The sequence below is a fragment of the Pseudomonas sp. B14-6 genome (genome assembly GCF_013260315.1).
Classification (GTDB): Bacteria; Pseudomonadota; Gammaproteobacteria; order Pseudomonadales; family Pseudomonadaceae; genus Aquipseudomonas; species Aquipseudomonas mandelii.
In genome coordinates this window covers 1,283,676-1,307,730 of record NZ_CP053929.1, presented here as the reverse complement: position 1 = coordinate 1,307,730, position 24,055 = coordinate 1,283,676, and the positions used below count along the sequence as shown (strand labels likewise).

Here is a 24,055-nt window from a genome sequence, read left to right as displayed (position 1 = left end):
AGGCTTGCCCGCGAAGGCGTCAAACCTGCTAACTCAAAGCCAGAAACTCACGGCGTACCAACCCAGCACACCCATCACCACCGTGTACGGCACCGCCATCCACACCATCCGCCCATACGACAGGCGAATCAGCGGCGCAATCGCCGATGTCAGCAAAAACAGAAACGCCGCCTGGCCATTGGGTGTCGCCACGCTCGGCAGGTTGGTGCCGGTATTGATCGCAATCGCCAGCGTTTCAAAATGCTCGCGGCTCATGTGGCCGGAGATGAACGCCTGTTTCACTTCGGTGATGTAAATGGTCGCCACAAACACGTTGTCGCTGATGGCCGACAGCAAACCGTTGGCAATGAACAACATGCCCGGCTGCTGATCGGCCGGCAGCGCCAGCACCCACTGGATCAGCGGCGTGAACAACTGCTGATCGTGGATGACCGCAACCACCGCGAAGAACACCACCAGCAATGCGGTGAACGGCATGGCGTCCTTGAACGCGTTGCCGATGCGGTGCTCGTCGGTGATGCCGGTGAAGGCGGTGATCAACACGATCACCATCAAGCCGATCAGGCCGACCTCGGCGATATGAAATGCCAGCCCGGCAATCAGGATCAGCGCCGCCGCGCCTTGCACCAGCAACGCTGCGCGCTGGCGTGAAGTGCGTTCGGCATTGTCTTCGGCCGCATAGTTGGCCAGCACGATGCGCACGTTGTCCGGCAGCAGCGTGCCATAACCGAACCAGCGCAGTTTCTCCAACAGTACGCACGTCACCAGGCCCGCTGCCAGCACGGGCAGCGACACCGGGGCGACCTTCAGGAAAAACTCGGCGAAGTGCCAGCCCATTTCATGGCCGATCAACAGGTTTTGCGGCTCGCCGACCAGCGTACAGACGCCACCCAATGCCGTGCCCACAGCGCCGTGCATCAGCAGGCTACGCAGGAAAGCACGGAACTGATCGAGGTCGTCGTGGTGCAATTTGGGCAGGTGCTGGTCATCACTGAACTCACTGTCCTGACGCGGATCATTGCCCGAGGCGACGCGGTGATACACCGAGTAAAACCCCACGGCGGCACTGATGATCACCGCCGTCACCGTCAGGGCGTCGAGGAACGCCGACAGAAACGCCGAGAGAAAGCAGAACATCAAGGCCAGCAGGGCCTTGGAACGAACCCCCAGCAGCAGGCGCGAGAACAGAAACAGCAGCAGGTCTTTCATGAAGTAGATGCCCGCCACCATGAACATCAGCAGCAGGATCACCGGAAAGTTGTGTATCAGTTCGTCATAGAGCGCCTGTGGCGTGGTCATTTTCAGCAGCAGCGCTTCAATCAGCAGCAACCCGCCGGGCATCAGCGGATAACATTTGAGCGCCATGGCCAGGGTGAAGATGAACTCCAGCACCAGGAGCCAACCGGCTGCTACCGGACCGACGGTCCACAACACCAGGGCGTTGAGAATCAGGAAACCGACAATGCTCGCCTTGTACCAGCGAGGCGAGTGGCCTAGAAAGTTGTGCGCGAAGGCCTGGGCCATTGAACCGGACATCGGCTACTCCTTGTATTAAGAAGCGCGCAACTTGCCGTAAGCCGACGGGAAGATCAAGTGGGGGGAAAGTCGTTGGCTTAGCCGAGATAGCGCACCACAACCGCCCGGTAGTTGCCGTCCAGCGAATAACCGCCTACGACGATGCCTCCATTCGGCTGAACGGCCACTGATGTGGCGGTGTCCAGGCTGCGCCCCAGACGGGTGCGAACCCAACAAGTGCCCTCGGCAAAACCAGGGTCGAGTTGCCCGCCCGGCAAGTACCGAGCCAGAAGAAAGTCGGCTTCGACTCCGCCAATCGTGGCGCCAACCGCCAGCACACGGCCGTCCGGCTGGAGTTGGGCGGCGTTCCACTGGCAGCCACTGGGTCCGATTTTCAGCAGGTGGGGCTGGCCACCGTTGCAATGAACGTTCGGGCGACCGTTGCTGTGCAGTGTCAGCGCCAGGCAATGCATCGGGTCGCGGCTGCTGCCAAAACAATGCAAATCACCATTTTCCTGCTGGACGATCTGGCTGACCTGAGCGCTGTGCCCCTCAACACTGAAAGTCATGAAACCATCCACGGCGAAGTGATCATCCAGACTGCCGTCGGGCAGGTAGCGCGCCAGCAAACCTTCTTCAGGGAAATTGATCGATCCACCCACCATGATCCGGCCGTCCCGCTGCAACAGCAGGCTGCTGAGCCAGGTGTTCATCAGCAAATGCCTGACCATGACAAAGCCGCGGCCGTTGAAGGAGGTATCGAGTTCGCCAGCGTCGGTCAGGCGAATCAGCAGGCCGACGTGATCGGCCAGTTCGAAAGGGTGATTGGCCAGCAGCAGGATTCGGCCGTCAGCCTGTACCTGGACGTCGCAGGCTTCGGCCCCCGGTACGCCGGGAGGGAGCCAGGCGTCGCGCACGCCCTGGGACAGATTCCCCGTCAGGCGTATGACACAGCATCCATTGTCGCCAAAGTCCCTGACCGGGTGACCTTGCGCGTCGAACATCGCCAAGGCCGGCAGCGTCCGATGAGCGTCCTCATAGTGCAGGCCGGCGACCAGGATGTTCCCGTCGCCCAATACGAGGACTTTTCCCGCCATGGCCTCATGACCGCGCTGAAATTGCCCGATGACGCTGCCATGAGCGCCGAATGCCAGGTCTGCCGAACCGTCTTCAAGCAAGCGAGCCAGGCCAAAGCAATGGCCGCTTCGAGTGCCGACTTTCGCCGCTACCAGTACGCGACCGCTCGAGTCGATCGCCACGCCGTTGGCGATGCTCGACGTACTGCCGGCGAAATACACCTGGGTTTTGCCGTTGGAGGCGAAGCTTTTATCGAGGAGGCCGGCCGTGCGCTGCGCGGCAGGTCGGGCAAAAGCAGTCAGGGTGGGCATGCGCGCATCTCCTTGCGAGCTGACCGAAACCCGGGAACCGGGAGGGCAACTGCGTGTGCAGAACATTCAATCCCTGAACGCTCGATTGCACAACTGTCACAACTCACAGGTGGAGGGTCGCTTTGTGCCAGAACAGTGACTTTTCGAACCACTGACAAGCCTGCCAAGTAATTCGTGGCGGGCAAGTTGGAATGGGGGGGCGTGACGAGCGACGTAGTTCGCTAAAAGAAAGGAGAAGAGGCGGACAACTTAAGTCATCCGCCAACGTCCTTAGTGTGGCATCGACCACGATTGCAGCGTGTAACCTTCCTCGCTCAATTCGGCGCGAGCTTCTTCAAGAATGTGTTCAAGTTGCGCGGGGTCGGAATAAGTACTGCTCGGAATTTGTGTGCGGCCAATGTGGGTATTGGTGCGGTCGATAATGGTCAGGCTGAGTTCGCCATTGCCGTCTTGTGGGGCCCAGGCCACGCATTGAAAAGGTTGGAATGCGCGGTTGGCAATCAAAAGAGCTTCGTTGATACGGAGCGGGGCAGTCATGGGGTCTTCTCTCTATATGCCCAATCAAGTGACAGGCCGTCGGTTGGGCTTACCGTTCGGCTGGTTACTTGTACTGATGCCCTCAACCGGGGGTCAGGTCACACTCAATCAAAAGAAATTTCAACTTTCTTTCATATACTCAATGGCAGAGCGGTTTTTGAAAGCTGAATGAAAGGTTGAACTCGTTAGGTAACTAACAAACTCATTCTTATAACTAATAATGCGGTGTTCCTATAGTCAAACGGTACAAGGGTGCGTCAAATTCTTGCTAATGTTACAGCCAGATCCGCCAAACGACTGTTTTTAATAATATTTCCTAAAGTTTGGCGTCAAGGAACAGTCATGATCGAAACGCCTGCGTTACGACGTCTGTTAGTAGTGGATCCCTGCGACGACTGCTATCGTCTGCTGCCGGGTCTGCGCTCTGTGGGCTGGGATGTTGACAGCTGTTCCCTGGAGAACGCCGCCGACCGAACGTGCGACGTTGGCCTCCTGCGATTACAACCTTTTCATCTGGAACGCCCGGAAGCGGTCAAAGAACTGATCAGCCGCAGCGGTACCGAGTGGATCGCCGTGCTCAACCAGGAAGTCCTGCGCCTGCAAAATGTCGGAGATTTCGTTTGCGAATGGTTTTTTGACTTCCATACCCTGCCGTTTGACGTGTCCCGGGTGCAAGTCACGCTGGGCCGCGCGTTCGGCATGGCGCGCCTGCGCGGGCAGGGCACGATTCATATTGATCAGCCTGAGCACGAGCTGCTTGGCGACAGCAAACCGATTCGCGAGCTACGCAAGTTACTGAGCAAGCTGGCGCCTACCGAGTCGCCGGTATTGATTCGTGGTGAAAGCGGAACCGGTAAAGAATTGGTCGCCCGCACGCTCCATCGACAATCCCAGCGTCACAACAAGCCGTTTGTGGCGATCAATTGCGGGGCCATTCCCGAACACTTGATTCAGTCGGAGCTGTTTGGTCATGAGAAGGGCGCGTTTACCGGCGCCCATCAACGCAAGGTCGGTCGGATCGAAGCGGCGAATGGCGGCACATTGTTTCTCGACGAGATCGGTGACCTGCCACTGGAGTTGCAAGCCAATCTGCTGCGCTTTCTGCAGGAAAAACATATCGAGCATGTCGGCGGCAGCCAGCCGATTCCGGTGGATGTGCGGGTGTTGGCGGCGACTCATGTCGACCTTGAGGCGGCCGTCGAGAAAAAAACCTTCCGTGAGGATTTGTACTACCGCCTTAACGTATTGCAGGTCGTCACCGCGCCGCTGCGTGAGCGCCATGGCGACTTATCAATGCTGGCCAACCACTTTTCCCACTTCTACAGCCATGAAACCGGCCGCCGCCCCCGCAGCTTCAGCGACGACGCCTTGATTGCCATGGGCAAGCACGACTGGCCGGGCAATGTTCGCGAGCTGGCCAACCGGGTACGTCGCGGGTTGGTACTTGCCGAAGGCCGGCAGATCGAAGCGCGAGACCTTGGGCTGATCAGCCAGCACGTCATTCCTGCGCCGATGGGCACGCTGGAAGACTACAAGACCCGCGCTGAACGCCAGGCCTTGTGCGATGTACTCAACCGCCACAGCGATAACTTGAGCATTGCCGCCAAGGTGCTGGGGATCTCCAGGCCTACGTTCTACCGTTTGTTGCACAAACATCAGATCCGTTAGACGCAGATTTAATGTTCCACACATAAAAGCCCCGCTGGGATTGAAGTCGCAGCGGGGCTTTGTTGTGGTGGATCAGAAGTAGTACGGGAATTTCAGGCTGAAGGAAAAGTCTGGCGAGTCGTCGGTCAGGCCGATGGCCAGGTTAGGTACGATCGTCAGGTTATCGGAGGCGGCCAGGGTCATGCCGATGTTGAAGTTGGCCGAGTTGTAGTCGCTGTTGGAAATCGACTGCCAGTCGCCGCCGTCTGGCCTGATCTTGCTCTTGCGGGCGAACTGATCGGTGAACGAGAACGACATACTCATCTTCTCGTTTAAGGCGAAGGCAATGCCGGCGCCGATCTGCCAGGAATCGCCCAGTTTCACGTCCCCTTTTACCTTGGAGCCGACCTGAGGGCTGATGTCGCTGAAAGAGTCCTGAACGTTGTAGGTGTAGGACAGGCTGCCGAACAGCACGGCAGGGTCGAAGGTCTTGACCAGCGAGATACCCGGGGTGATCGCCCAGACACCATTGCCGGTCGGCAAATCCTCGGGGACCGAGAGGTTATCGTTGGTAGGGTCGCTGACCAGCTTGATGCCGTAGGGGTCCTTGCCGGTCGGCGCCTTGACGCGCAGTGTAGCGACCGCATCGGGCAGGCTGACCGACTCATCCAGAAACTTGTAGGCAACGCCAACGTTCACATCGCCGATGGTCGGGTCGCGAGTCACGGTGGCGTCAGACGTCACCGGACCAGCGCCACCAGCGCCGCCGGAGGAGTACGTTGATTCGCGGTAAACCACGGGGACGTTAATGTCGAACTGCCAACGTTGTGCCACGTTGTAGCGGGCAGTCAGGTCCAGGGTCCAGTTGTCGGCCTTGATGCGGTCGAGGTTGATGTTGCCGAGGAAAATCGAGTCCAGTGCCAGGAAGCCGTTAAGCGTCAAGGCGCGGGTATCGTAGTGCGTGTAGGTCAGGCCGGTTTCGACGCTGAACTTGCCGCCACCGAAGAAGCCGCTGGCTTCGTCATACAGGTTGGAAACGCTTTGCGCAGGTTCCGAATCGTCCTTGAGCGATTGGCCATAGGAGCTGCCGCTGGTGCCCGGCGCACCAGCGGCGACCGCCTGGTTACCCCGGGAGGGTTCGGCGGGGGATTTGGTCAGGCGCTTGGGAACTGGTGGCTGCGGTGTTTCTTCGACTTGGCGAACGCGTTGCTCAAGTACCATCAACGCGTTCTGTTGTGCTTCGTAACGCTGTTTCAACTCCATGAGTTCTTGTTTTAGGATTTCGACCTGGGGGTCCGGTGCTGCGTATAGCATTGTGGCCGGGGCCAGGCTACTCAAACATACCAAAGCTCTGAACGTTGAAGATCGTTGCATGGGTTAGCCGTCCCTTCTGACTACATCTGATGAGACTGAGCGTAGATCAGAATCCGAGAGTGCGAAGACCTTTGAGCTGGTCCAGATTGCCGCTCACCGATCCGGCTGACGGCACGTTGTCACGCAGCACGACATTGAAGGATGTGAGGTTGCGGACCTGGTTGCTACTGCCGAGCAATGTCGTGTTCTGCATCAGGCCACCCTGGGCCAGGCGTTGTACGGTATTGCCCTGGTTGTTGTTGGCCACGATGTTGAATTGCACACCCGTACCGTTCGAGGAAACGCTCATTGAGCCCGCGCCATTGGCGCCGACCAATGTCGTGCCTGCGGCCAGTGCCTGGCCCTGCTGTTGCGTTGCTGGCGCTTGGTTTGCCTTGGTGACGTTGATATCAACGTTGTTGTAGGCCGTATTGTTGTCGCCGGCAGCCCGTACGACTTGAGTGACGCCTTCGGTGGTATTGAGGCCGTTGCCGCCAGTGACGGTGCCGGTGCCCGTGCTGGCGCCTTGCGAACGGGTTGATCCATTCCCTTTTTCGTCGATCATCGACACATAAAACTGTGGCTTGATGGTCGATTGTTGAATTTGCATCGTGGACGTTGCCCCGATCACTTCACCATTGGCATTTTGCCAAGTGCTGGTCATCGAAATGCCGAAACTGATAATCCGTCCTGGCATGACATAACGGCCACGCAGGGTTGCCAACTCCTGATCCTTCAGTTCAATGGGTTTGAACGTCTGTGCCTGGGTCGGCAGGCTGGCGGCCAGGCAGACCACGGCCAGCCAGATTGGAGTCTTCATGGGATGCTCCCGGAGCGTCGTGCTCCCTTGTTATTAGAAGAAGTCGCTTTGGATAAATCCAAAATCCATCAACTCTGCGTCTTGCACCGGGCTAAAGGCGTTGACGCGGTTCCTGGCGGTCAGCGGCATGGGCGGGTCGAGCAACGCATTGGTTTTGTCGTAACCCTGGCCGATGATGGCAAAGATGATGCCGTTCCAGCCTTTGATAAAGTCGTCGACTTTGTAGCGTTTATGACCGAGTACCGGATCTCCGATGTAGACCCAGCCCTGATGGACTCTTTGCATGACCACAAAGTGTTTGTAGCCACGGATATCCATGAGGACCACTACCGGGATTCTGATATCACTCAACGTTTCCGGTGCTACCCGATAGCCACGGGCTCGCATGCCGATGCTTTCCACGTAACGCTTCATGTCGAGCATGGAGAAGCCCTGGACACGGACAAGATCTTGATCGGAGTGTGCCAGCATGCCTTCGATGATCTGTTCTTCATTCACGTCCAGCCAATAGGCTTGGCGCAAGATGGTCGCCAGCGCCGCAGCGCCGCAACTGAAGTCGGTTTTCTGTTGTACCAGGTCGGCAAATTTGCGCTCGCGAACGCTCTGGATCGGCTTGTACACCAACGCGCCGCCCGGCAGGATGGAGAGCGGCATTTGTGCGGCCTCGATCACAGTGGCCACGCAAAGCAAAAATGCCAAGGCGAGAATACGCATGATTGGACGCCCTCTGGTGATGTTGAAAAAGGCCCCCGTAAGGGGGCCTCCAGAGACAGCATTTAGAACGATTGGTTGGAAATGGCCAACGAGTTGCTTTGTTGGTTGCCCACACCAGCCGCCACGTTGACGCCCAGGTTGCCACTGCCGCCATTCACCGAACCGCTCAGGGTTGCAGTGTTGGTCACAGGGTTGGCCCAGCCAGTTGGAGTCAGCACTTGATAAGAGTAGGTGTTGCTCAAATCATAAGAGCTGCTTTCACTGTAGCTTTTCGCTTTTGCATACTCAGACTCGGACGATTGACTGCCCGATTTTTCGTACGAGGAGTCAGACGACTTCGAGTACGACTTGTCATACGATTTTTCGAACGACGAATCGCGCGATCTGTCGTACGAGGAGTCGCGCGATCTGTCGTACGAAGAGTCGTGCGATCTGTCATACGATTTGTCTATCGATGCATCAAGCGTCGCGTCGAGCGATGCGTTAAGCGATGCGTCGGAAGACGAGCTGCGGGTGCGGTCGCCGAAGCCAAAATTGACGGTAGTGGAGTTGGAAGCCGCCGAAGTAGCGTCCAGCGTAGCGTTCAAGGAAGCACTCAAAGAAGCGCTCGAAGAACCGCTTGCACTACTGCTGTTGGAACCGCTGGCATTGCTGCTGTTGGAACCGCTGGCATTACTGCTGTGAGAACCGCTTATATCAACGCTTTTTGACCCGCTGGCGTCATAGCTTTTGGAACCGGCTTTGTTCCAGCTGGAAGAAGCGCTTTGACTGCCGCTTGCCTCAAACGACTTATCTTTGGAGAAACTGCCGCTCGCCGTATTGGTAACGGTGATCGTATCAACGCGGTAGGTCCGATCAGCGTTGTTGTTCACGATCAGGCCGGGACCGTTTTGAACGGCGGACGCGGTGGCGGTTGCATTACCCAGTGGAGCATTGGCGTTGGCAATTGCCATGGTATTTTTCTGCTGGTTCAGATCGCCGCCAGCAATGTTGATACCCATGTTGCCGCTGCTACCGCCGCCGGATCCGCTCATCACGGCAGAGTTGGTGGAGCCAAAGTTGTCGACGCGGTTATTGTTGCTGACTTGCCTCACGTCAGCGGTGGCAGTGGCCGTGCCGAACACAAAGCTGTTATCGATCGCGGCGTTGTCGGAGGCTGCGTTGGCGATGGCGGCGGCGTTGTCTTGCTGGTTGCCGTTACCTGCCGCCACGTTGACGCCGACGTTGCCGCTCGCGCCTGCGGCCGAACTGCTCATCTCGGCCGAGTTTTCTGTCCCTTCATTCCAGATGCTATTGCCGGTACTGTTCTGCCGGTCCGTCGCATTGGCAGTCGCATTGATTGGGACCATTCTTGCAGGAGGGGTTTGTTGTTGGCCACCGTTGTGATGACCATGATGGTTGCCACGCCGATCATTTTGCCCAGCTTGTACAGCAACAGCCATGACCGCAGCAATTGCGAAAACCAGAGGCTTTAGTGCCATCGAAGGTTTCATGGTGATTCTCCGTACTTTATTTTAGGTTAAGTGTTGTTTCTTACCTTTTCGGGTCAATCCACGACCCTTACGCTCAGGGTATTGGCCATTCGGTTTCCCACCCCGGCGCTCTGATTCAACTGGATCACCCCACGGCTACCGGTGAATGCCTGGTCACTGGTAGTGACCTGGCGATGGCCTGGTGCAGAGTCAGTTGGATCGGAGTTGTTGAGCAGCGCCACGTTCTGTTGCATGAGGACGCTGTCGTCGATGCTTTGCGGCTGTTTACTAATGCTTATCCGCAGTGCGTTGGCTTGCTGGTTACTGGCGCCCGCGCTCTGGTTGACACCCAGTACGCCGTTGCCGTGACTGAAGGAGTCACCCTGGATGTTGGACTGGGCATCAATTCTGGGGTCGACAACGGTGCGCAAACGCTGGCGAATCTGCGTGGTCGCACTGGCATTGGTACCAATAGCGATGGCCCGGGCGTTGACCTGTTGCTGAAGATCGCCCGCCGCCTGGTTGACTGTGAGGTTGCCTTGGTACTGCATACCCGAGCCGTCGATGTCGGCGTTATTGATGACGGGAGGTTGGGCAAAGGTCGATGCACTGCAAAACATGGCGATCATCAGCAGCGAACGATTCATCTTAACGGTCTCCCGTTATGATTTTCAGAGCACCCAGGCCTTGCTGGATGTTGGAATTGACCATGTTGGCAATGCCGTTGCCCGAATTTCCCGAACGTCCGGCAGGGAGGTTGGACAGTTGGGTTTGGTTGCTGATGTTGCCGCCCAGGTTGTTAGTGTTTTGAGTGACCAGGCGGTTGATGCCTGCACCACTGGCGACGTTGGCAAAATCGCCGTCGCTCAACTCGTTCGTTTGCTGGAGAATTTGTCTGGACGGGTTGGCATTGACGGTCGTGGGGTTAGGGTCGGGGATGAGCGGCGGGATGGTTGCGTTGCGGGTCTGCACATCACGTTTGATAGTAATGATGCCATTGTCAGCCTGCACGGGCAGGATGACTGTTGAGCCCAGCGCGCATCCGATCAACAGCAAGCTAAAGATGCTTCTATCAAATTTCCCCACGGCGGCAATTCCTTCTGTAAATGGAACGCTGGCCCTTATCAGCGTTGCGAGGTAGAGAGCAGAAGGTGTGCCGCTTTCGGTTATTCGTTTAAAAACAAGTGGTTGAATTAAATTGTCGGGGTGGTCAAAAAAATTGTGTAACGCCACTGAGACAGAGCTACGCAAAAACGACATCCATGCGGGCGGCGGTGCACGCCGGGGGCGTTGAACGCAGGTTGTATCAGTGGCTTAACATTTTCTTGCAGGAACGCTCGGGCCGCTTTAGTTCGCGGGTTTGCGTGGGATTGGGTGTTTCAGGAATGGACAGTTGCAGCGGGGCGGGGCACTCCGGTCAGGCCTTGAGCAAACGTGTCACCGCCTCGAATGCGGCGTCCTTGCGCTGTTGCCAGTCACCTTGCAGCACCCGACAAGGTTGGCGGTGCAGGTCAAGCCATGCACGGCTGGCCTGAAAAAACGCTTGGCGTTCTGCCAGTTGCGGCTGGCACCGCTGCCCGTCGTCATGCCAGGCCACGGTTTCAGGGCTCAGCAGCAAATGCAGGTCATAGTGCCGGGCCAGCAAGGCTTGCTCGATCCATGCCGGGCAATCGCTAAACAACGTGCGACTCCAAAGGATATTGCTTAAGAGGTGCGTATCGAGGATCAGCAGTGACGGTTGCCTGGCGCGTGCTTCGTCCTCCCACGAAAGCTGGCCATGAGCTATCGATGTAATGTCATCGTAGCGGGTTTCACGGGCTTCGCTGTCGATAAAGTGTCGAACGTACTCATTGACTAATATGCCGCCAAAATTGGCGTGAATCTCGCCCGAAAGCCAGCTTTTACCGCTGGATTCAGGGCCCGCGAGCACCAGCACTTTCATGCGCGCAGAGCCGGGTCGGTGCGCCATTCACGCCAGCCTTGTACGGCAAGCAACAGGAACAACGCATAGAGGGCAGCAGTCAGGTACATGCCTTTATAAAGGAACAGTCCGACGAAAATCACATCGACGGCGATCCACAACGGCCAGCATTGCACGCGTTTTTGCGCCATCCATAACTGCGCCACAAGGCTGAAACCGGTCAGCGCAGCATCAAGCCAGGGCTGCGCGGCATCTGTCCAGTGCGCCATGGCGGCGCCTAGCAGCAGACTGCCGATGGCACCGGCCGCAAGGCCCGCAGCGATCGATTTGCTCTCAAGCCGACTGACCTGCCGGCCGCTATTGGCTTCGCCCGCGCGGGTCCATTGCCACCAGCCGTAGAGCTGCAGCGCGGCGTAGATCACTTGCAGGAGCATGTCCGAATACAGCTTCACTTCAAAAAAGATCCAGCTATAAAGCAGCACCATGACCAGGCCGATCGGCCAGCACCAGGGGTTCTGTTTGACCGTCAACCAGACGGCGATCACGCCGAGGGTGGCGGCAAACAGTTCAAGGCCGGACATGGAGGTTCCTTGGTGAAAACGAAAGAGGGGGGCGGATTGTACCCAGAGAGAAGGCAAATGCGTTAGCAACCCGAAACTGGCGTCTGACGCACACTTGTGGCGAGGGAGCTTGCTCCCGCTCGGCTGCGAAGCAGTCGCAAAGGCGCTATCGCGGTTTACCTGAAAAAACGGGATTGCCTATTCAGGGCCGCTTCGCGGCCCAGCGGGAGCAAGCCCCCTCGCCACAGGGTTCTGTGTCTGCTTTTACACGCGGAACTGTTTGAGCAGGCTGTTCACCTGCTCGCTCAAGTCCTTGAGCCGAACGCTGGCCACACTCGATTGCTCGGCCGCCAGCGCAGTGCTGTGGGACAAGCCTGCCGCCTGGGTGACGTTCTGATTGATGTCTTCCACCACATGGGCTTGCTGCAGGGTTGCACTGGCGATTGATGCGTTCAGCCCGTTGAGGTTGCGCAGCGCCTGACCGATGGCATTGAGGCTGGCGCCGGCCAGACCGGCCTGTTCGATGGTCAGTTGCGAGGCTCGACTGCTGTCGCCGATCACTTTCACCGCCGCTTCGGAGTGAGTCTGCAGGCGCTCGATCATCGACTGGATCTCCGCCGTGGACTTCTGGGTACGCTGGGCCAACAGGCGCACTTCATCGGCCACCACCGCAAAGCCACGGCCTTGTTCACCGGCGCGGGCAGCCTCGATGGCGGCGTTGAGTGCCAGCAGGTTGGTTTGCTCGGCGATGGAGCGGATCACCTCCAGGACACTGCCAATCTGGGTGCTTTCAGCGGCCAGGGTGCGAATCACTTCCACGGCTTGATCGATGGTGCCGGACAGTTTGTCGATCTGCTGCAAGCTGCCATCAATGTTGATCTGCCCCTGCTGCGCCTGGGATTCGGCATCGCGCATTTCGCTGGCCGCATGCTCGGCATTCTTCGCCACGTCCTGCACACCGTAAGTCACTTCGTTGATCGCGGTCGCCACCAGCTCCATCTGCTGGGACTGTTGCTGACTGCGTTGCTGGGCCTGGGCGGCGTCATTGCCCAGTTCGCTGGACGACAGGCCCAGGGCGCTGGCGGACACTTGCAGCTCGCTGATCACCCCTCGCAGTTTGGCAGTGAAGGCATTGAAGTGCCGGGCCAGCTGCGTGACTTCATCCTGGCCATGGGTGTCGAGGCTGCGGGTCAGGTCGCTTTCACCGCTGGCGATGTTGGCCATGGCGTTCACCGTGTCCTGAAGCGGTCGCACGATACTGCGAGCGATCATGATCACCAGCAACGCCATGATCAGCGCAATCACCAGGCCGACGAACGAAGCCTTCCAGACCTGGCCGTAGAACTCGGCCTGCATGTCATCGATGTACACGCCCGAACCGATCACCCAGCCCCAAGGTTCGAACAATTTGACGTAGGAGGTTTTCCCGACCGGGTCGCTGGCGCCCGGCTTAGGCCAGCGGTAGTTGACCGTACCGGCGCCTTTGGCCTTGGCGACGGCCACCATTTCGTTGAACAGCGCAAAACCGTCCGGGTCGCGGATCGCCGAGAGGTTTTGCCCATCGAGTTTGGGGTTGGCCGGGTGCATCACCATCACCGGCGTCAGGTCGTTGATCCAGAAATAGTCGTTCTGGTCATAACGCAGCCCGCGCACGGCGGTCAGTGCCTGCTTCTGCGCGGCATCGCGGGTGAGTGTGCCGGCGGTTTCCAGGCCGTGGTAGTAAGTCAGAATGCCGCTGGCGGTCTGCACCACGTGCTGGGTTTTCTGGGCTTTTGCCTGGTATAGATCGGTATGGATCTGCTTGAGCATCAATACGCCCAACGTCAACAACATCAATACCGACACGATCAAGATGAGCCACAAGCGTCGGCTGATCGACACACTGCGCAAGCTGTTCATAACGCTGTCACTCCGATTTCTTTTTCTTGTAATAAACGATTGCCAGCATCCAACCACGCTTTGCCGGTCGGGCCTATACGACCCAAGTCTCATTACGCGGCAGCGTTATCGGGGCTTGTCTGATAGGATTTCGGCCCCGCGCGGAAAAACCTGAATCCAAGTTGATTTTTCACGGAGTTTTTACGGCTCCGTCTGGATCCTTTGCGCGCGGGACTTCAGCTACGCTTGGCGCGGTGAACGCTTAAAAAACTAATGGGGCATGCCTTGGCGCATCGCCTTTGGGGATTGATGGAACTTTGGACCGCCTTGCAGGCATTGATTTTAGGGGTTGTAGAAGGGCTGACGGAATTTTTGCCCATTTCCAGTACCGGTCACCAAATCATAGTCGCGGACTTGCTCAACTTCGGTGGCGAACGCGCGATGGCTTTCAACATCATTATCCAGCTCGGGGCGATCCTGGCGGTGGTGTGGGAATTTCGCCGAAAGATCTTCGACGTGGTCGTCGGTTTGCCGACACAACCAAACGCCCGGCGTTTTACCGCCAACCTGTTGATCGCTTTCCTGCCTGCGGTGATATTGGGGGTGATTTTTGCCGATCTGATCCACGAATACCTGTTCAACCCGATCACCGTGGCCACGGCCTTGGTTGTGGGCGGGATCGTGATGTTGTGGGCGGAGCAGCGTCAGCATGAAGTGCATGCCCACACTGTCGACGAAATCACCTGGAAAGATGCCTTGAAAGTCGGTTTCGCCCAGTGCCTGGCCATGATTCCCGGGACCTCGCGTTCCGGCTCGACCATCATCGGCGGCTTGCTGTTCGGGTTGTCGCGCAAGACGGCCACCGAGTTCTCGTTCTTTCTGGCGATGCCAACCATGGTCGGTGCGGCGGTGTATTCGGGCTACAAATACCGCGACCTGTTCGTACCGGCTGATCTTCCGGTGTTTGCGATCGGCTTCGTCACGGCGTTCATCTTCGCGATGATTGCCGTCAGAGGCTTGCTGGTGTTCATCGGCAGCCACAGCTACGCGGCATTCGCCTGGTATCGCATTGCGTTCGGCCTGTTCATCCTGGCCACCTGGCAATTCGGCTGGGTCGATTGGGCCGCCGCACGCCCATGAATGACTCCAGCGCGCGCAACAATCCCGGACGCAGGTCCGGGGGCGAGCGGGTCCAGCACCCTCGGCTGAAATTGCTGGTGTTGGCGATCCTGTGCGCGCTGCCACTGACGGGTTCAATGTCGTTGTGGCTGCATGGGGTGTCGCTGATTCCGCTGGCGGCTTACGGCATCGTCAGCGTGCTGGCGTTCTTTCTGTACTGGAGCGACAAGCGCAAGGCTCGCGCCGACGGCTGGCGGACACCGGAAAATGTGTTGCACGCGGTGGAGCTGGCGGGCGGTTGGCCGGGTGCCTTGCTGGCCCAGCAAGTGTTTCGGCACAAGACTCGCAAGGTCTCGTTCCAGCTGGTGTTCTGGCTCATTGTGCTGATGCATCAGGTGTTCTGGATCGACCAGCTGTTCCTCGGCGCTCACCTGTTTGCGCTGCTTTAAAGCAACAGGCTGACCTGGGTGCGCTTGGGCAGCTTGCTCACCACCAGTTGATGGGAACGTTTCAACAACGCCTGAAGCTCCTCGGATCCCAGCGGGTAGGGCGTTTGCATGATGATCCACTGGGCCCGCGCCAGGTACGGCGCCGGGTGAATCCCCGGGCGGTCGCAATGCCCGAGGAACAGATCCTTGTCGACCTTGAACGCCAGGGAATCGCCGCGCAGGTTCTGCAAGGCGAACATCTTGTTCCCGGCAATCGAAAACACCCGAACGCCTCCCCACTTGTAGTCTTCCCGCGCACCGGGCAGCGCGAGACAGAATTGCGCGACGTCCTCTTCGCTCATGCGTCCAGCCTTCATATCAATCGGTCCCCACAGGCATTGAATGATTCGATCAAATGGTCGATCCAGGCCCGCACGGCCGGCATCACCCCGCGCCGATGAGGGTAGACCGCTTGCAGCCAGCCGCCAGGCAATGACCAATCGGGCAGCAACTGCACCAGCGAACCATTTTCCAGCTCCTGTTCGCAATACATCATCGGCAGCATGGTGAACCCCTGGCCGGCAAGCGTGCAGGCCTTGCGCACGATGAAATCGTCAATGCCCAATCGCGCTTCCAGGCTCAAATCGTAGCTTTTGCCCTGCTGATCGAGCATGCGAATGTGCACCAGGCGGTCGGCTTCCAGCGCACCAAGCACCGGCAAGGATTTCAGGTCTTCGGGGTGGTTGATCTCACGTCCGTGCAGGAAGGCCGGGCTGGCGACCATCGCCATCTGTGCCTGGCGCAAGCGACGGGTCACCAGCAACGGATCTTCATCGCCCAACTCACGGACCCGCAGCGCGACATCAACGCCTTCGGTGACCAAGTCGACCCGGCGATTGAGCAACATGACTTCCAGTTGCACCTGAGGGTGTTTTTCGAGGAAGCGGCTGATCACCGTCGGCAGCATTTCGTGGGCCAGCCCGACGGGGCAGGACACCCGCAAGCGTCCGCGAGGTTCGCTGGACATACTCGCCACGGCTTCATCGGCCATCTCGGCTTCCAGCAGCATCGCCTGACAGTGCCGCAGGTAACGTTCGCCCACCGCCGTCAGCTTGAGTTGCCGGGTGGTGCGTTGCAGCAGGCGCGCGCCGAGGCGTTCTTCCAGCTCGGCAATGCGTCGCGACAATCGGGATTTGGGAATCCCCAGCAAACGCCCGGCTGCGGCGAAGCCACCGGCTTCGACCACTTTGGCGAAATAGTAAAGGTCGTTGAGGTCTTGCATGATTGGAAATCCGATTGTTCTATCAGTGGGACGAACTATCGCATTGTTGCGGACTAATCAGCTATTGGTTTCATCTGTAGGATCCTCCCCATCAGATCGCCCGGTGGCGATCCTCACCTGGAGATCCCTTATGAAACTGCTGCATATCGATTCGAGCATTCTTGGTGACAACTCGGCTTCCCGCCTGCTGAGCAGCGAAGTCGTCAAAGCCTGGCAAGCCGCCGAGCCAACCGCGGTGGTGACCTACCGCGACCTGGCCGCCGATGCCATCAGCCATTTCTCCGCCACCACCCTGGTTGCCGCCGGCACCACCGCTGAACTGCGCAACGCCGCGCAACAGCACGAAGCCGAACTCAGCGCCACCACCCTGGCCGAATTCCTCGCGGCCGACGCCGTTGTCATCGCAGCGCCGATGTACAACTTCACCATCCCGACCCAACTCAAGGCCTGGATCGACCGCATTGCCGTTGCCGGCCAGACCTTCCGCTACACCGAAGCGGGCCCTGAAGGCCTGTGCGGTGGCAAGAAAGTCGTGATCGTCTCGACGTCCGGCGGTCTGCATGCCGGTCAGGCGACTGGCGTTGCGCACGAAGAGTACTTGAAGGTGCTGTTCGGCTTCATCGGCATCACCGACATTGAGTTTGTTCGTGCCCATGGCCTGGCCTACGGTGACGAAGTGCGCACCAAAGCCATGAGCGATGCCCACACGCAAATCAGCGAGCAATTGTTCGCCGCCGCGTAAGGCTTGCGTAAAGCGCTCAAACAGCTCAGGCACCACCCAAAAAACTCTGTATTCTGATCACGCAAGTGCCAGATGCAGGGTTTTTTGTTTCTGGTCATTACAGGTTGTGGCCCGGGTTATGCAGTCGAGGGTTACCGACTCCGGTCCAGTAACAAGGTGGGGCATCCCATGGTGCGTCTTTGTGCAACGTTTCTGATTTGCCTGCTCAGCAGCCTGAATTCAGTGCACGCCGCGCCTGCGCCGCACCCTCACTGGAGCGTCGGCTTCCATGAGATGAGCTTTCTCGATCCTCTGGACTTGCAGCCGATGCGCGCCATCGCGTTCTATCCCTCGAGCGACCGGGAACACACCAGCAAAATCGAGGGTTATACGGTCGAGGCAGGGGAAGACACCCGCGTCGCCATGGGCCGTTTCCCGATGCTGATGCTGTCCCACGGCAACACCGGTACCCCGCTGGCGCTGCACGACCTCGCCACCTCGCTGGCACGCAAAGGGTTTGTGGTGGTGGCGGTGATCCATCCCGGTGACAACTCCAAAGACCACAGCCGCCTCGGTACGTTGAGTAACCTTTACGGCCGGCCCATCCAGATTTCCGAAGCCATTACCGCGACCCTGGGCGACCGTATGCTCGCGCCTTTCGTCAATGCCGATCAGGTCGGCGTGATCGGTTACTCGGCGGGCGGCGAAACGGCGCTGATCCTCTCCGGCGCCACGCCTGACCTGGATCGTCTGCGCCGCTACTGCCAGGAACGCCCGGACGACCACGATGCCTGCAACACCCAGGGCGAGCTGATTGTCGACCGGGATGATTTGCAGCCTGTGGCGGATCCACGTGTCCATGCCTTGCTGCTGATGGCGCCGCTGAGTCTGAAATTCGGCCGCCACACCTTGGCCGACGTGCATGTGCCAGTGCTGCTCTACAGCGGTGATGGCGACAAACTGGTGGCGTTCGACAAAAATGCCGCCGCCCTGGCGCGCAAACTGCCGATTGCACCAGACTTCAAATTGCTGGCCGGGGCAGGGCACTTCGTGTTCATGGCACCGTGCAACGAAGAGCAGATCGCCGCCATGCCGGCGCTGTGCACCGATGCCGATGGTGTTGACCGCGAGGACATCCATCGCAACATGGTGTCCGAAGCCGGGCGATTCTTCTCGCACGCGTTGGGCAAGCCTACCCGGGCCGGGATGCAGACTGCGGATCAGTAATTTCCGCGCCAGCCCTGCGGTGTCAGCTGATTGCGCGACGCTTCAGCAATAAGGTCAAGCCGAGCCCGGTGACAGACAACATCGCCGCACTGAAGAAAATCCACGAATACCCAAGATTCAACGCCACCGCGCCCATCAACGGCCCGGCAATCGCCAGTGCCAGGTCGAAAAACACCGCATAAGCACTCAAACCCGCGCCGCGACTGGAGTTGGGCACTTGCTTAATTGCTTCCACCCCCAGCGCCGGGTACACCAGCGAAAGACCGAACCCGGCCAGGCCCGCGCCGATCAGCGCATAAGCGGTCGAAGGCGCTAGCCACAGCAGCACCAGGCCCACCGTTTCAATGCTCATGCACACAATCGCCGAGGTGAAACCGCCGAAGCGGCTGATCGCGGAGATAAACAGCAAGCGCGACAAAATAAAGCAGATCCCGAAGACCGTCAGGCACCAGGCCGCGCCGGTCCAGCCGCGGCTGACGTAATACAAGGTGATAAAGGTCGTCAGGGTGCCGTAACCGATGGAGGCCAGGCTCAGGCTGGCACCGAAGGGCGCAATACGCCCGAACACCGCCCAGAAGGGCAGGCGTTCGCCACGAATCACCGGCACCGAGGGTTTATTGCGGATCAGCAACAAGGCGGCCAGGGCCAGCAATGACAACGCGATCCCCAGGCTGGCGAAGCCGTACTCGGCGACCATCACCACGCCCAGCGGCGCCCCGATCGCAATGGCGCCGTAAGACGCAATGCCGTTCCACGAAATCGAGCGCGCGGTATGCTCCGCGCCGACCTGGCCCATGCACCAGCTGATCGTGCCCACACCAATCAAGCCCTGGGCGATGCCGAGCAACAAGCGTCCGGCGATCAGGATCAACAGGCTCAGCAGTGGAAAGCTTTGCAGCAAGGTTGAAATCAACGTCAACACGCCGCTCAACACGATCCCAGACAGGCCGTAGACAATCGCCCGTTTGGTGCCAATGGTGTCTGACATGCGCCCGGCCATCGGGCGGCTGAGCAGGGTGGCCAGGTATTGAGAGCCAATGGTCAGTCCCGCGACGATCGCGCTGAAACCCAACTGCTCATGGACATAGCCCGGTAACACCGCAATAGGCAGGCCGATGCAGAGGAAGGCAATAAAGGTATAGAAAACGATGGAGACGATCTGCAGGGTGATCGCCATGGAGCTTTGCGGTGGCAGTTGCTGCACAGACATGACGGCTCGTTCGCGGTCGGCGGTGGGAGAACTGCATCATGGCTTGGGTGGGATATAAAAGGAAGCAGGCTAACTATATTCGTTGTGGTTGAGGGCACCCAAATCCATTCAGCCTCGAATGCAAAAAGCCCCGTCACCAGGACAGGGCTTTTACTTGCCGCTTGCAGCTTGAAACTAATAGCTGCTCTTAAAACACAACGCCCTGGCTACGCAGGTAGTCATCATAAGTACCGCTGAAGTCGATCACGCCGCTTGGGCTTAGCTCGATGATGCGGGTGGCCAACGACGATACGAACTCACGATCGTGGCTGACGAAGATCAGCGTGCCCGGGTAGTTTTCCAGCGCCAGGTTCAGCGCTTCGATCGATTCCATGTCCAAGTGGTTGGTCGGTTCGTCCATGATCAGCACGTTCGGCTTTTGCAGGATCAGCTTGCCGAACAGCATGCGACCTTGCTCACCACCGGAGATAACCTTGACCGACTTGAGGATCTCGTCGTTGGAGAACAACATGCGGCCGAGGGTGCCGCGAACGATTTGCTCGCCGCCCTGGGTCCACTGGCCCATCCAGTCGAACAGGTTGCAGTCGTCTTCGAAGTCGTGCGCGTGGTCCTGGGCGTAGTAGCCCAGTTCTGCGGCGTCGGTCCACTTCACGGTGCCGGCATCCGGGGTCAGTTCGTTGACCAGGGTGCGCAGCAGGGTGGTTTTACCGATACCGTTCGGGCCGATGATCGCGACGCGTTCGCCCGCTTCAACCTGGAAACTGAAGTCCTTGAACAGCGGCTTGCCGTCGAAGCCTTTGGCCATGCGCTCGACAATGACAGCCTGACGGTGCAGTTTCTTGGTTTGTTCGAAACGGATGAACGGGCTCACACGGCTCGAAGGCTTGACCTCGGCCAACTGGATCTTGTCGATCGCCTTGGCGCGGGAAGTGGCCTGCTTGGCTTTCGAGGCGTTGGCCGAGAAGCGGCTGACGAACGATTGCAGCTCGGAAATCTGTGCCTTCTTCTTGGCGTTGTCCGACAGCAGTTGCTCGCGGGACTGGGTCGCCACGGTCATGTACTCGTCGTAGTTGCCCGGGAACAGGCGCAGCTCGCCGTAATCCAGGTCAGCCATGTGGGTGCACACGCTGTTCAGGAAGTGACGGTCGTGAGAGATGATGATCATCAGGCTGGAGCGCTGGGTCAGAATGTTTTCCAGCCAGCGGATGGTGTTGATGTCCAGGTGGTTGGTCGGTTCGTCGAGCAACAGTACTTCAGGATCGGAGAACAGCGCCTGAGCCAGCAATACGCGCAGTTTCCAGCCCGGGGACACTTCGCTCATCGGGCCGAAGTGCTGCTCGATGCCGATACCCAGGCCCAACAGCAATTCACCGGCACGGGATTCGGCGGTGTAGCCGTCCATTTCGGCGAACTCGGTTTCCAGCTCGGCCACGGCCATGCCGTCTTCTTCGGTCATTTCCGGCAGCGAGTAGATGCGGTCGCGCTCGGCTTTAACCTTCCACAGCTCTTCGTGACCCATGATCACGGTGTCGATGACGGTGAATTCTTCGTAGGCGAACTGGTCCTGGCGCAATTTACCCAGACGCACGTTCGGCTCGAGCATGACCTGGCCGCCGGACGGCTCGAGGTCGCCGCCGAGGATTTTCATGAAGGTCGACTTGCCGCAACCGTTGGCGCCGATCAGGCCGTAGCGGTTGCCCGCGCCGAACTTGACCGAAACGTTTTCGAATAGCGGCTTGGCGCCGAACTGCATCGTGATGTTAGCTGTAGAGATCAAAGGTTTTTCCTGCGAAGCATTCAGAGTAGCTAGGGTTGCGGCAGTACCGATTCAGTACCCGTTTCCGTTTTTCAAACCACGGGAAATGCATCCCGGTCAGAAGCGGAAGGTCCATCTGGCAATAAGTGGACAGCAGCAGTTGGAGCGCTTGGCCCGAGTCGAAGTGCGCTGAGACGGGGTTCATTCCCGTCATCAACCAAGGGGGGCGCGTAATGTTTGGCGGCGATTGTACTGGTCTGGCTCTTTAAACGATAGGGCGTTGAGGCCGCACGGGCGCTTTGGTGGCACCAGCGGACAGATTTTCACATTTGAAGGTTAACTATTGGTTACAAAATGAGACTAAAATGCCACTTTTCAACAGGCGCCGACCGTCGGCAGAGGCTCAAGGACGCGCCACCGGGACCGCTGTTTCGTATTCAGACGCTGCACAAGACCCTTGGGCCGCTAGGTTGGCCGGGGACGCAGTTTGTTCACTTCTGACATGTGACGATTTCTGTGAAACTGATCATTGCCGCTATTTACGTTGTATCCATTGCCTACGTCCACCTGCGTGGGCGGGTGCGCCACAAGCTGGGCCGCCAACTGAGCGATCACTCGTCGTTTCTCGCGCCGATCAATTGCTTCCTTTATCTATTCTCGAAAATCCCCAACAAGCCTTATCTCGATCCGGCCGATTTCCCGGACCTGAGTCCGTTGCAGGCGCACTGGGAGGAAATTCGCGCCGAAGGCCAGAACCTGCTCAGGGCCGGGGAAATCAAGCGCTCGAACCAATACGACGATGTCGGTTTCAACTCGTTCTTCAAGACCGGCTGGAAGCGTTTCTACTTGAAGTGGTACGGCGACAGCCATCCTTCGGCGACGAAACTCTGCCCGCGCACCACTGAGTTGGTGCAAAGCATCGGGTCGATCAAAGCCGCGATGTTCGCCGAGTTGCCACCGGGTTCCAAACTGGTCCGCCACCGCGATCCCTACGCCGGCTCGTACCGTTATCACCTGGGCCTGGAAACGCCGAACGATGCCGGTTGCTACATCAACGTCGATGGTGAGAACTACCATTGGCGCGACGGTGAAGCGGTGATGTTCGACGAGACCTTCATTCACTACGCCGAAAACACCACTCAGCAGAACCGCATCATTCTGTTCTGCGACGTCGAGCGGCCGATGAAGTATCGCTGGGCGGCGGCGTTCAATGGCTGGTTCAGCCGTAACGTGATGTCGGCGGCGGGCGCGCCGAATGATGCCGGGGACAAGACCGGGGGCATCAACCGGCTGTTTGCCAAAATCTACGCGATTCGGCTGCGGGGCAAGGCGCTGAAGAAGCGTAATCGCAAACTTTACTACCTTGAAAAGTGGGCGATTTTTGGTGGGTTGCTGGCGGTATTTGTGCTGATCTGAATGTTGTATGCCGGCTTACAAACCCTTCGCGAGCTGGCTCGCTCCTACAGTTGACCGCGATCACTTGTAGGAGTGAGCCTGCTCGCGAAGGGGGCCTGACATCCAACGCGAAAACAACAATCAGCCACGAGACGTCTTCGTGGCTTTTTTGTTCGCTGCAGGTTTAGCCGCCGGTTTGGCCTTGCCGGCAGTCTTGCCACCCAGACTACGTTTAAGCAATTCAGTCAAATCAATCACATCAGCTGTCTTGCGTTCCTCTTCACCCGTCGCCGTTTCCACATCCTCGATCTTGCCTTCGTTCGCCTTCTTCTCGACCAGCGCCATGATCTTGTCTTCAAAACTGTCGCGATAATCCTCGGGCTTCCAGTCGGCGCTCATGTCCTGCACCAGACGCTTGGCCATGTCGAGTTCGCCCTTGGCCAGTTCGGGCTTGGTCACCTCAGGCCCCAGCTCTAGCGTATCGAGGCTGCGCACTTCAGCGGGCCAACGCAGTATGACCAGCACCATGGCCGATTCCAGGGGCATCAGCGCCGCAAGGTGCTGTCGGGTATGCAGGACAACATGGGCGAGGGCGACTTTATTGGTTTTGCTGAGGGTTTCGCGCAACAGCGCATAGACCTTACCGCCGCGTTTATCCGGCGCGAGGTAGTAGGGCGTGTCGATGTTTTGCAGGGGGATCTGTTCGGCGTCGACAAAAGAGAAGATGTCGATGGTCTGCGTGGACAACGGGTGCGCCGACTTGATTTCTTCCTCACTGAGGACCACGTACCGGCCCTTTTCGTACTGCACACCTTTGACGATGTGTTCCTTGGTGACCTCCTTGCCAGTGACCTTGTTGACGCGTTTGTAACCGACCGGCTCCATGCTACGGCTGTCGAGCCAGTCGAAATCCACCCCCTGCGAGGACGTCGCCGACACCAGCGCCACAGGGATATGCACCAGCCCGAAACTGATTGCGCCTTTCCAGATTGCCCGTGCCATGGTCGTCTACTCGCGAGTGATGTGTTCAGGTGACCCGCGGCGCGGAGCAAAAGTTTCAGCGGGCTGCGGCCCGGTCCTGCTGGACCGTCAACTGGTGTTACATCTTAAGA

Annotated in this window: 23 protein-coding genes; 6 read left to right on the top strand and 17 right to left on the bottom strand. The window is 58.5% G+C overall.

All coding sequences use genetic code 11. The features are described 5' to 3' along the window. Positions 1 to 33 precede the first annotated feature (33 nt). The 3 genes from nhaB to HP062_RS05905 all read right to left on the bottom strand — a co-directional run bounded on the left by nhaB (position 34) and on the right by HP062_RS05905 (position 3,440). Positions 34 to 1,536 (bottom strand): sodium/proton antiporter NhaB, encoded by a 1,503-nt coding sequence (gene nhaB, locus HP062_RS05915; protein ID WP_172791057.1) that lies wholly within the window; start codon positions 1,534 to 1,536, stop codon positions 34 to 36. Between the two features lie 77 nt (positions 1,537 to 1,613). Further along, positions 1,614 to 2,903 (bottom strand): hypothetical protein, encoded by a 1,290-nt coding sequence (locus HP062_RS05910; RefSeq protein ID WP_172791056.1) that lies wholly within the window; start codon positions 2,901 to 2,903, stop codon positions 1,614 to 1,616. A gap of 270 nt (positions 2,904 to 3,173) precedes the next feature. Further along, on the bottom strand, positions 3,174 to 3,440 hold the full coding sequence (locus tag HP062_RS05905) for a hypothetical protein (RefSeq protein WP_010460556.1): 267 nt from the start codon (positions 3,438 to 3,440) through the stop codon (positions 3,174 to 3,176). A 342-nt stretch (positions 3,441 to 3,782) separates the two neighbouring features. On the opposite strand from HP062_RS05905, the gene HP062_RS05900 reads away from it, so the two are divergent. Further along, positions 3,783 to 5,108 carry a sigma-54 dependent transcriptional regulator gene (locus HP062_RS05900; RefSeq protein ID WP_010460554.1) on the top strand — a complete coding sequence of 442 codons (1,326 nt, stop codon included), beginning with the start codon at positions 3,783 to 3,785 and terminating at the stop codon, positions 5,106 to 5,108. Positions 5,109 to 5,180: 72 nt separating this feature from the next. On the opposite strand, the gene HP062_RS05895 is transcribed toward HP062_RS05900, so the two are convergent. The 9 genes from HP062_RS05895 to HP062_RS05855 all read right to left on the bottom strand — a co-directional run bounded on the left by HP062_RS05895 (position 5,181) and on the right by HP062_RS05855 (position 13,826). Beyond that, entirely contained in the window at positions 5,181 to 6,461 is a 1,281-nt protein-coding gene (locus HP062_RS05895) for a hypothetical protein (protein ID WP_172791055.1), read from the bottom strand. A 46-nt stretch (positions 6,462 to 6,507) separates the two neighbouring features. Beyond that, positions 6,508 to 7,260: a hypothetical protein gene (locus HP062_RS05890; RefSeq protein ID WP_010460550.1), complete on the bottom strand. Its 753-nt coding sequence runs from the start codon at positions 7,258 to 7,260 to the stop codon at positions 6,508 to 6,510. A 33-nt stretch (positions 7,261 to 7,293) separates the two neighbouring features. Then, a complete protein-coding gene (locus HP062_RS05885; RefSeq protein ID WP_010460547.1) occupies positions 7,294 to 7,974 on the bottom strand; it encodes a C39 family peptidase in 681 nt (226 codons plus the stop codon). A 62-nt stretch (positions 7,975 to 8,036) separates the two neighbouring features. Then, a complete protein-coding gene (locus tag HP062_RS05880; RefSeq protein WP_042932036.1) occupies positions 8,037 to 9,467 on the bottom strand; it encodes a hypothetical protein in 1,431 nt (476 codons plus the stop codon). A 53-nt stretch (positions 9,468 to 9,520) separates the two neighbouring features. Next, the gene (locus tag HP062_RS05875) at positions 9,521 to 10,093 is read right to left on the bottom strand and encodes an adhesin (protein WP_172791054.1); all 573 of its coding nucleotides are present in this window, start codon (positions 10,091 to 10,093) and stop codon (positions 9,521 to 9,523) included. 1 nt (position 10,094) lies between these two features. Beyond that, positions 10,095 to 10,532: a hypothetical protein gene (locus tag HP062_RS05870; RefSeq protein WP_154912258.1), complete on the bottom strand. Its 438-nt coding sequence runs from the start codon at positions 10,530 to 10,532 to the stop codon at positions 10,095 to 10,097. 331 nt (positions 10,533 to 10,863) lie between these two features. After that, complete coding sequence (locus HP062_RS05865) at positions 10,864 to 11,388, bottom strand: AAA family ATPase (protein WP_172792547.1); 525 nt, start codon at positions 11,386 to 11,388, stop codon at positions 10,864 to 10,866. Further along, the gene (pnuC, locus tag HP062_RS05860; RefSeq protein WP_172791053.1) at positions 11,385 to 11,948 is read right to left on the bottom strand and encodes a nicotinamide riboside transporter PnuC; all 564 of its coding nucleotides are present in this window, start codon (positions 11,946 to 11,948) and stop codon (positions 11,385 to 11,387) included. The genes HP062_RS05865 and pnuC overlap by 4 nt, the downstream gene beginning before the upstream one ends. 243 nt (positions 11,949 to 12,191) lie before the next feature. Then, positions 12,192 to 13,826, bottom strand: a complete 1,635-nt coding sequence (locus tag HP062_RS05855; protein ID WP_102593512.1) for a methyl-accepting chemotaxis protein — start codon at positions 13,824 to 13,826, stop codon at positions 12,192 to 12,194. A gap of 288 nt (positions 13,827 to 14,114) precedes the next feature. Here HP062_RS05855 and HP062_RS05850 point away from each other — a divergent pair, with 288 nt between their 5' ends. Both HP062_RS05850 and HP062_RS05845 read left to right on the top strand, forming a co-directional pair. Continuing rightward, positions 14,115 to 14,945, top strand: a complete 831-nt coding sequence (locus tag HP062_RS05850; RefSeq protein ID WP_172791052.1) for an undecaprenyl-diphosphate phosphatase — start codon at positions 14,115 to 14,117, stop codon at positions 14,943 to 14,945. Next, positions 14,942 to 15,373: a DUF1294 domain-containing protein gene (locus HP062_RS05845; RefSeq protein ID WP_172791051.1), complete on the top strand. Its 432-nt coding sequence runs from the start codon at positions 14,942 to 14,944 to the stop codon at positions 15,371 to 15,373. The genes HP062_RS05850 and HP062_RS05845 overlap by 4 nt, the downstream gene beginning before the upstream one ends. Here the strand turns inward: HP062_RS05845 and HP062_RS05840 are convergent. Further along, positions 15,370 to 15,729 (bottom strand): MmcQ/YjbR family DNA-binding protein, encoded by a 360-nt coding sequence (locus HP062_RS05840; RefSeq protein WP_102593511.1) that lies wholly within the window; start codon positions 15,727 to 15,729, stop codon positions 15,370 to 15,372. The genes HP062_RS05845 and HP062_RS05840 overlap by 4 nt on opposite strands. Further along, on the bottom strand, positions 15,726 to 16,634 hold the full coding sequence (locus HP062_RS05835) for a LysR substrate-binding domain-containing protein (RefSeq protein WP_010460527.1): 909 nt from the start codon (positions 16,632 to 16,634) through the stop codon (positions 15,726 to 15,728). Before HP062_RS05835 ends, HP062_RS05840 begins: the two co-directional genes overlap by 4 nt. 130 nt (positions 16,635 to 16,764) lie before the next feature. Here HP062_RS05835 and HP062_RS05830 point away from each other — a divergent pair, with 130 nt between their 5' ends. After that, complete coding sequence (locus HP062_RS05830) at positions 16,765 to 17,376, top strand: FMN-dependent NADH-azoreductase (protein WP_077747806.1); 612 nt, start codon at positions 16,765 to 16,767, stop codon at positions 17,374 to 17,376. 168 nt (positions 17,377 to 17,544) lie between these two features. Then, positions 17,545 to 18,582, top strand: coding sequence for a dienelactone hydrolase (locus tag HP062_RS05825; RefSeq protein WP_010460523.1), 1,038 nt, complete (start codon positions 17,545 to 17,547; stop codon positions 18,580 to 18,582). 22 nt (positions 18,583 to 18,604) lie between these two features. Here the strand turns inward: HP062_RS05825 and HP062_RS05820 are convergent, their stop codons facing one another. Continuing rightward, entirely contained in the window at positions 18,605 to 19,792 is a 1,188-nt protein-coding gene (locus HP062_RS05820; protein ID WP_083376690.1) for an MFS transporter, read from the bottom strand. Positions 19,793 to 19,979: 187 nt separating this feature from the next. Then, entirely contained in the window at positions 19,980 to 21,569 is a 1,590-nt protein-coding gene (locus tag HP062_RS05815) for an ABC-F family ATPase (protein ID WP_010460520.1), read from the bottom strand. A gap of 495 nt (positions 21,570 to 22,064) precedes the next feature. On the opposite strand from HP062_RS05815, the gene lpxO reads away from it, so the two are divergent. After that, entirely contained in the window at positions 22,065 to 22,964 is a 900-nt protein-coding gene (gene lpxO, locus HP062_RS05810; RefSeq protein WP_077747809.1) for a lipid A hydroxylase LpxO, read from the top strand. A gap of 120 nt (positions 22,965 to 23,084) precedes the next feature. Here lpxO and HP062_RS05805 read toward each other — a convergent pair whose 3' ends face one another. Further along, positions 23,085 to 23,945: a Ku protein gene (locus HP062_RS05805; protein ID WP_172791050.1), complete on the bottom strand. Its 861-nt coding sequence runs from the start codon at positions 23,943 to 23,945 to the stop codon at positions 23,085 to 23,087. Positions 23,946 to 24,055 lie beyond the last annotated feature (110 nt).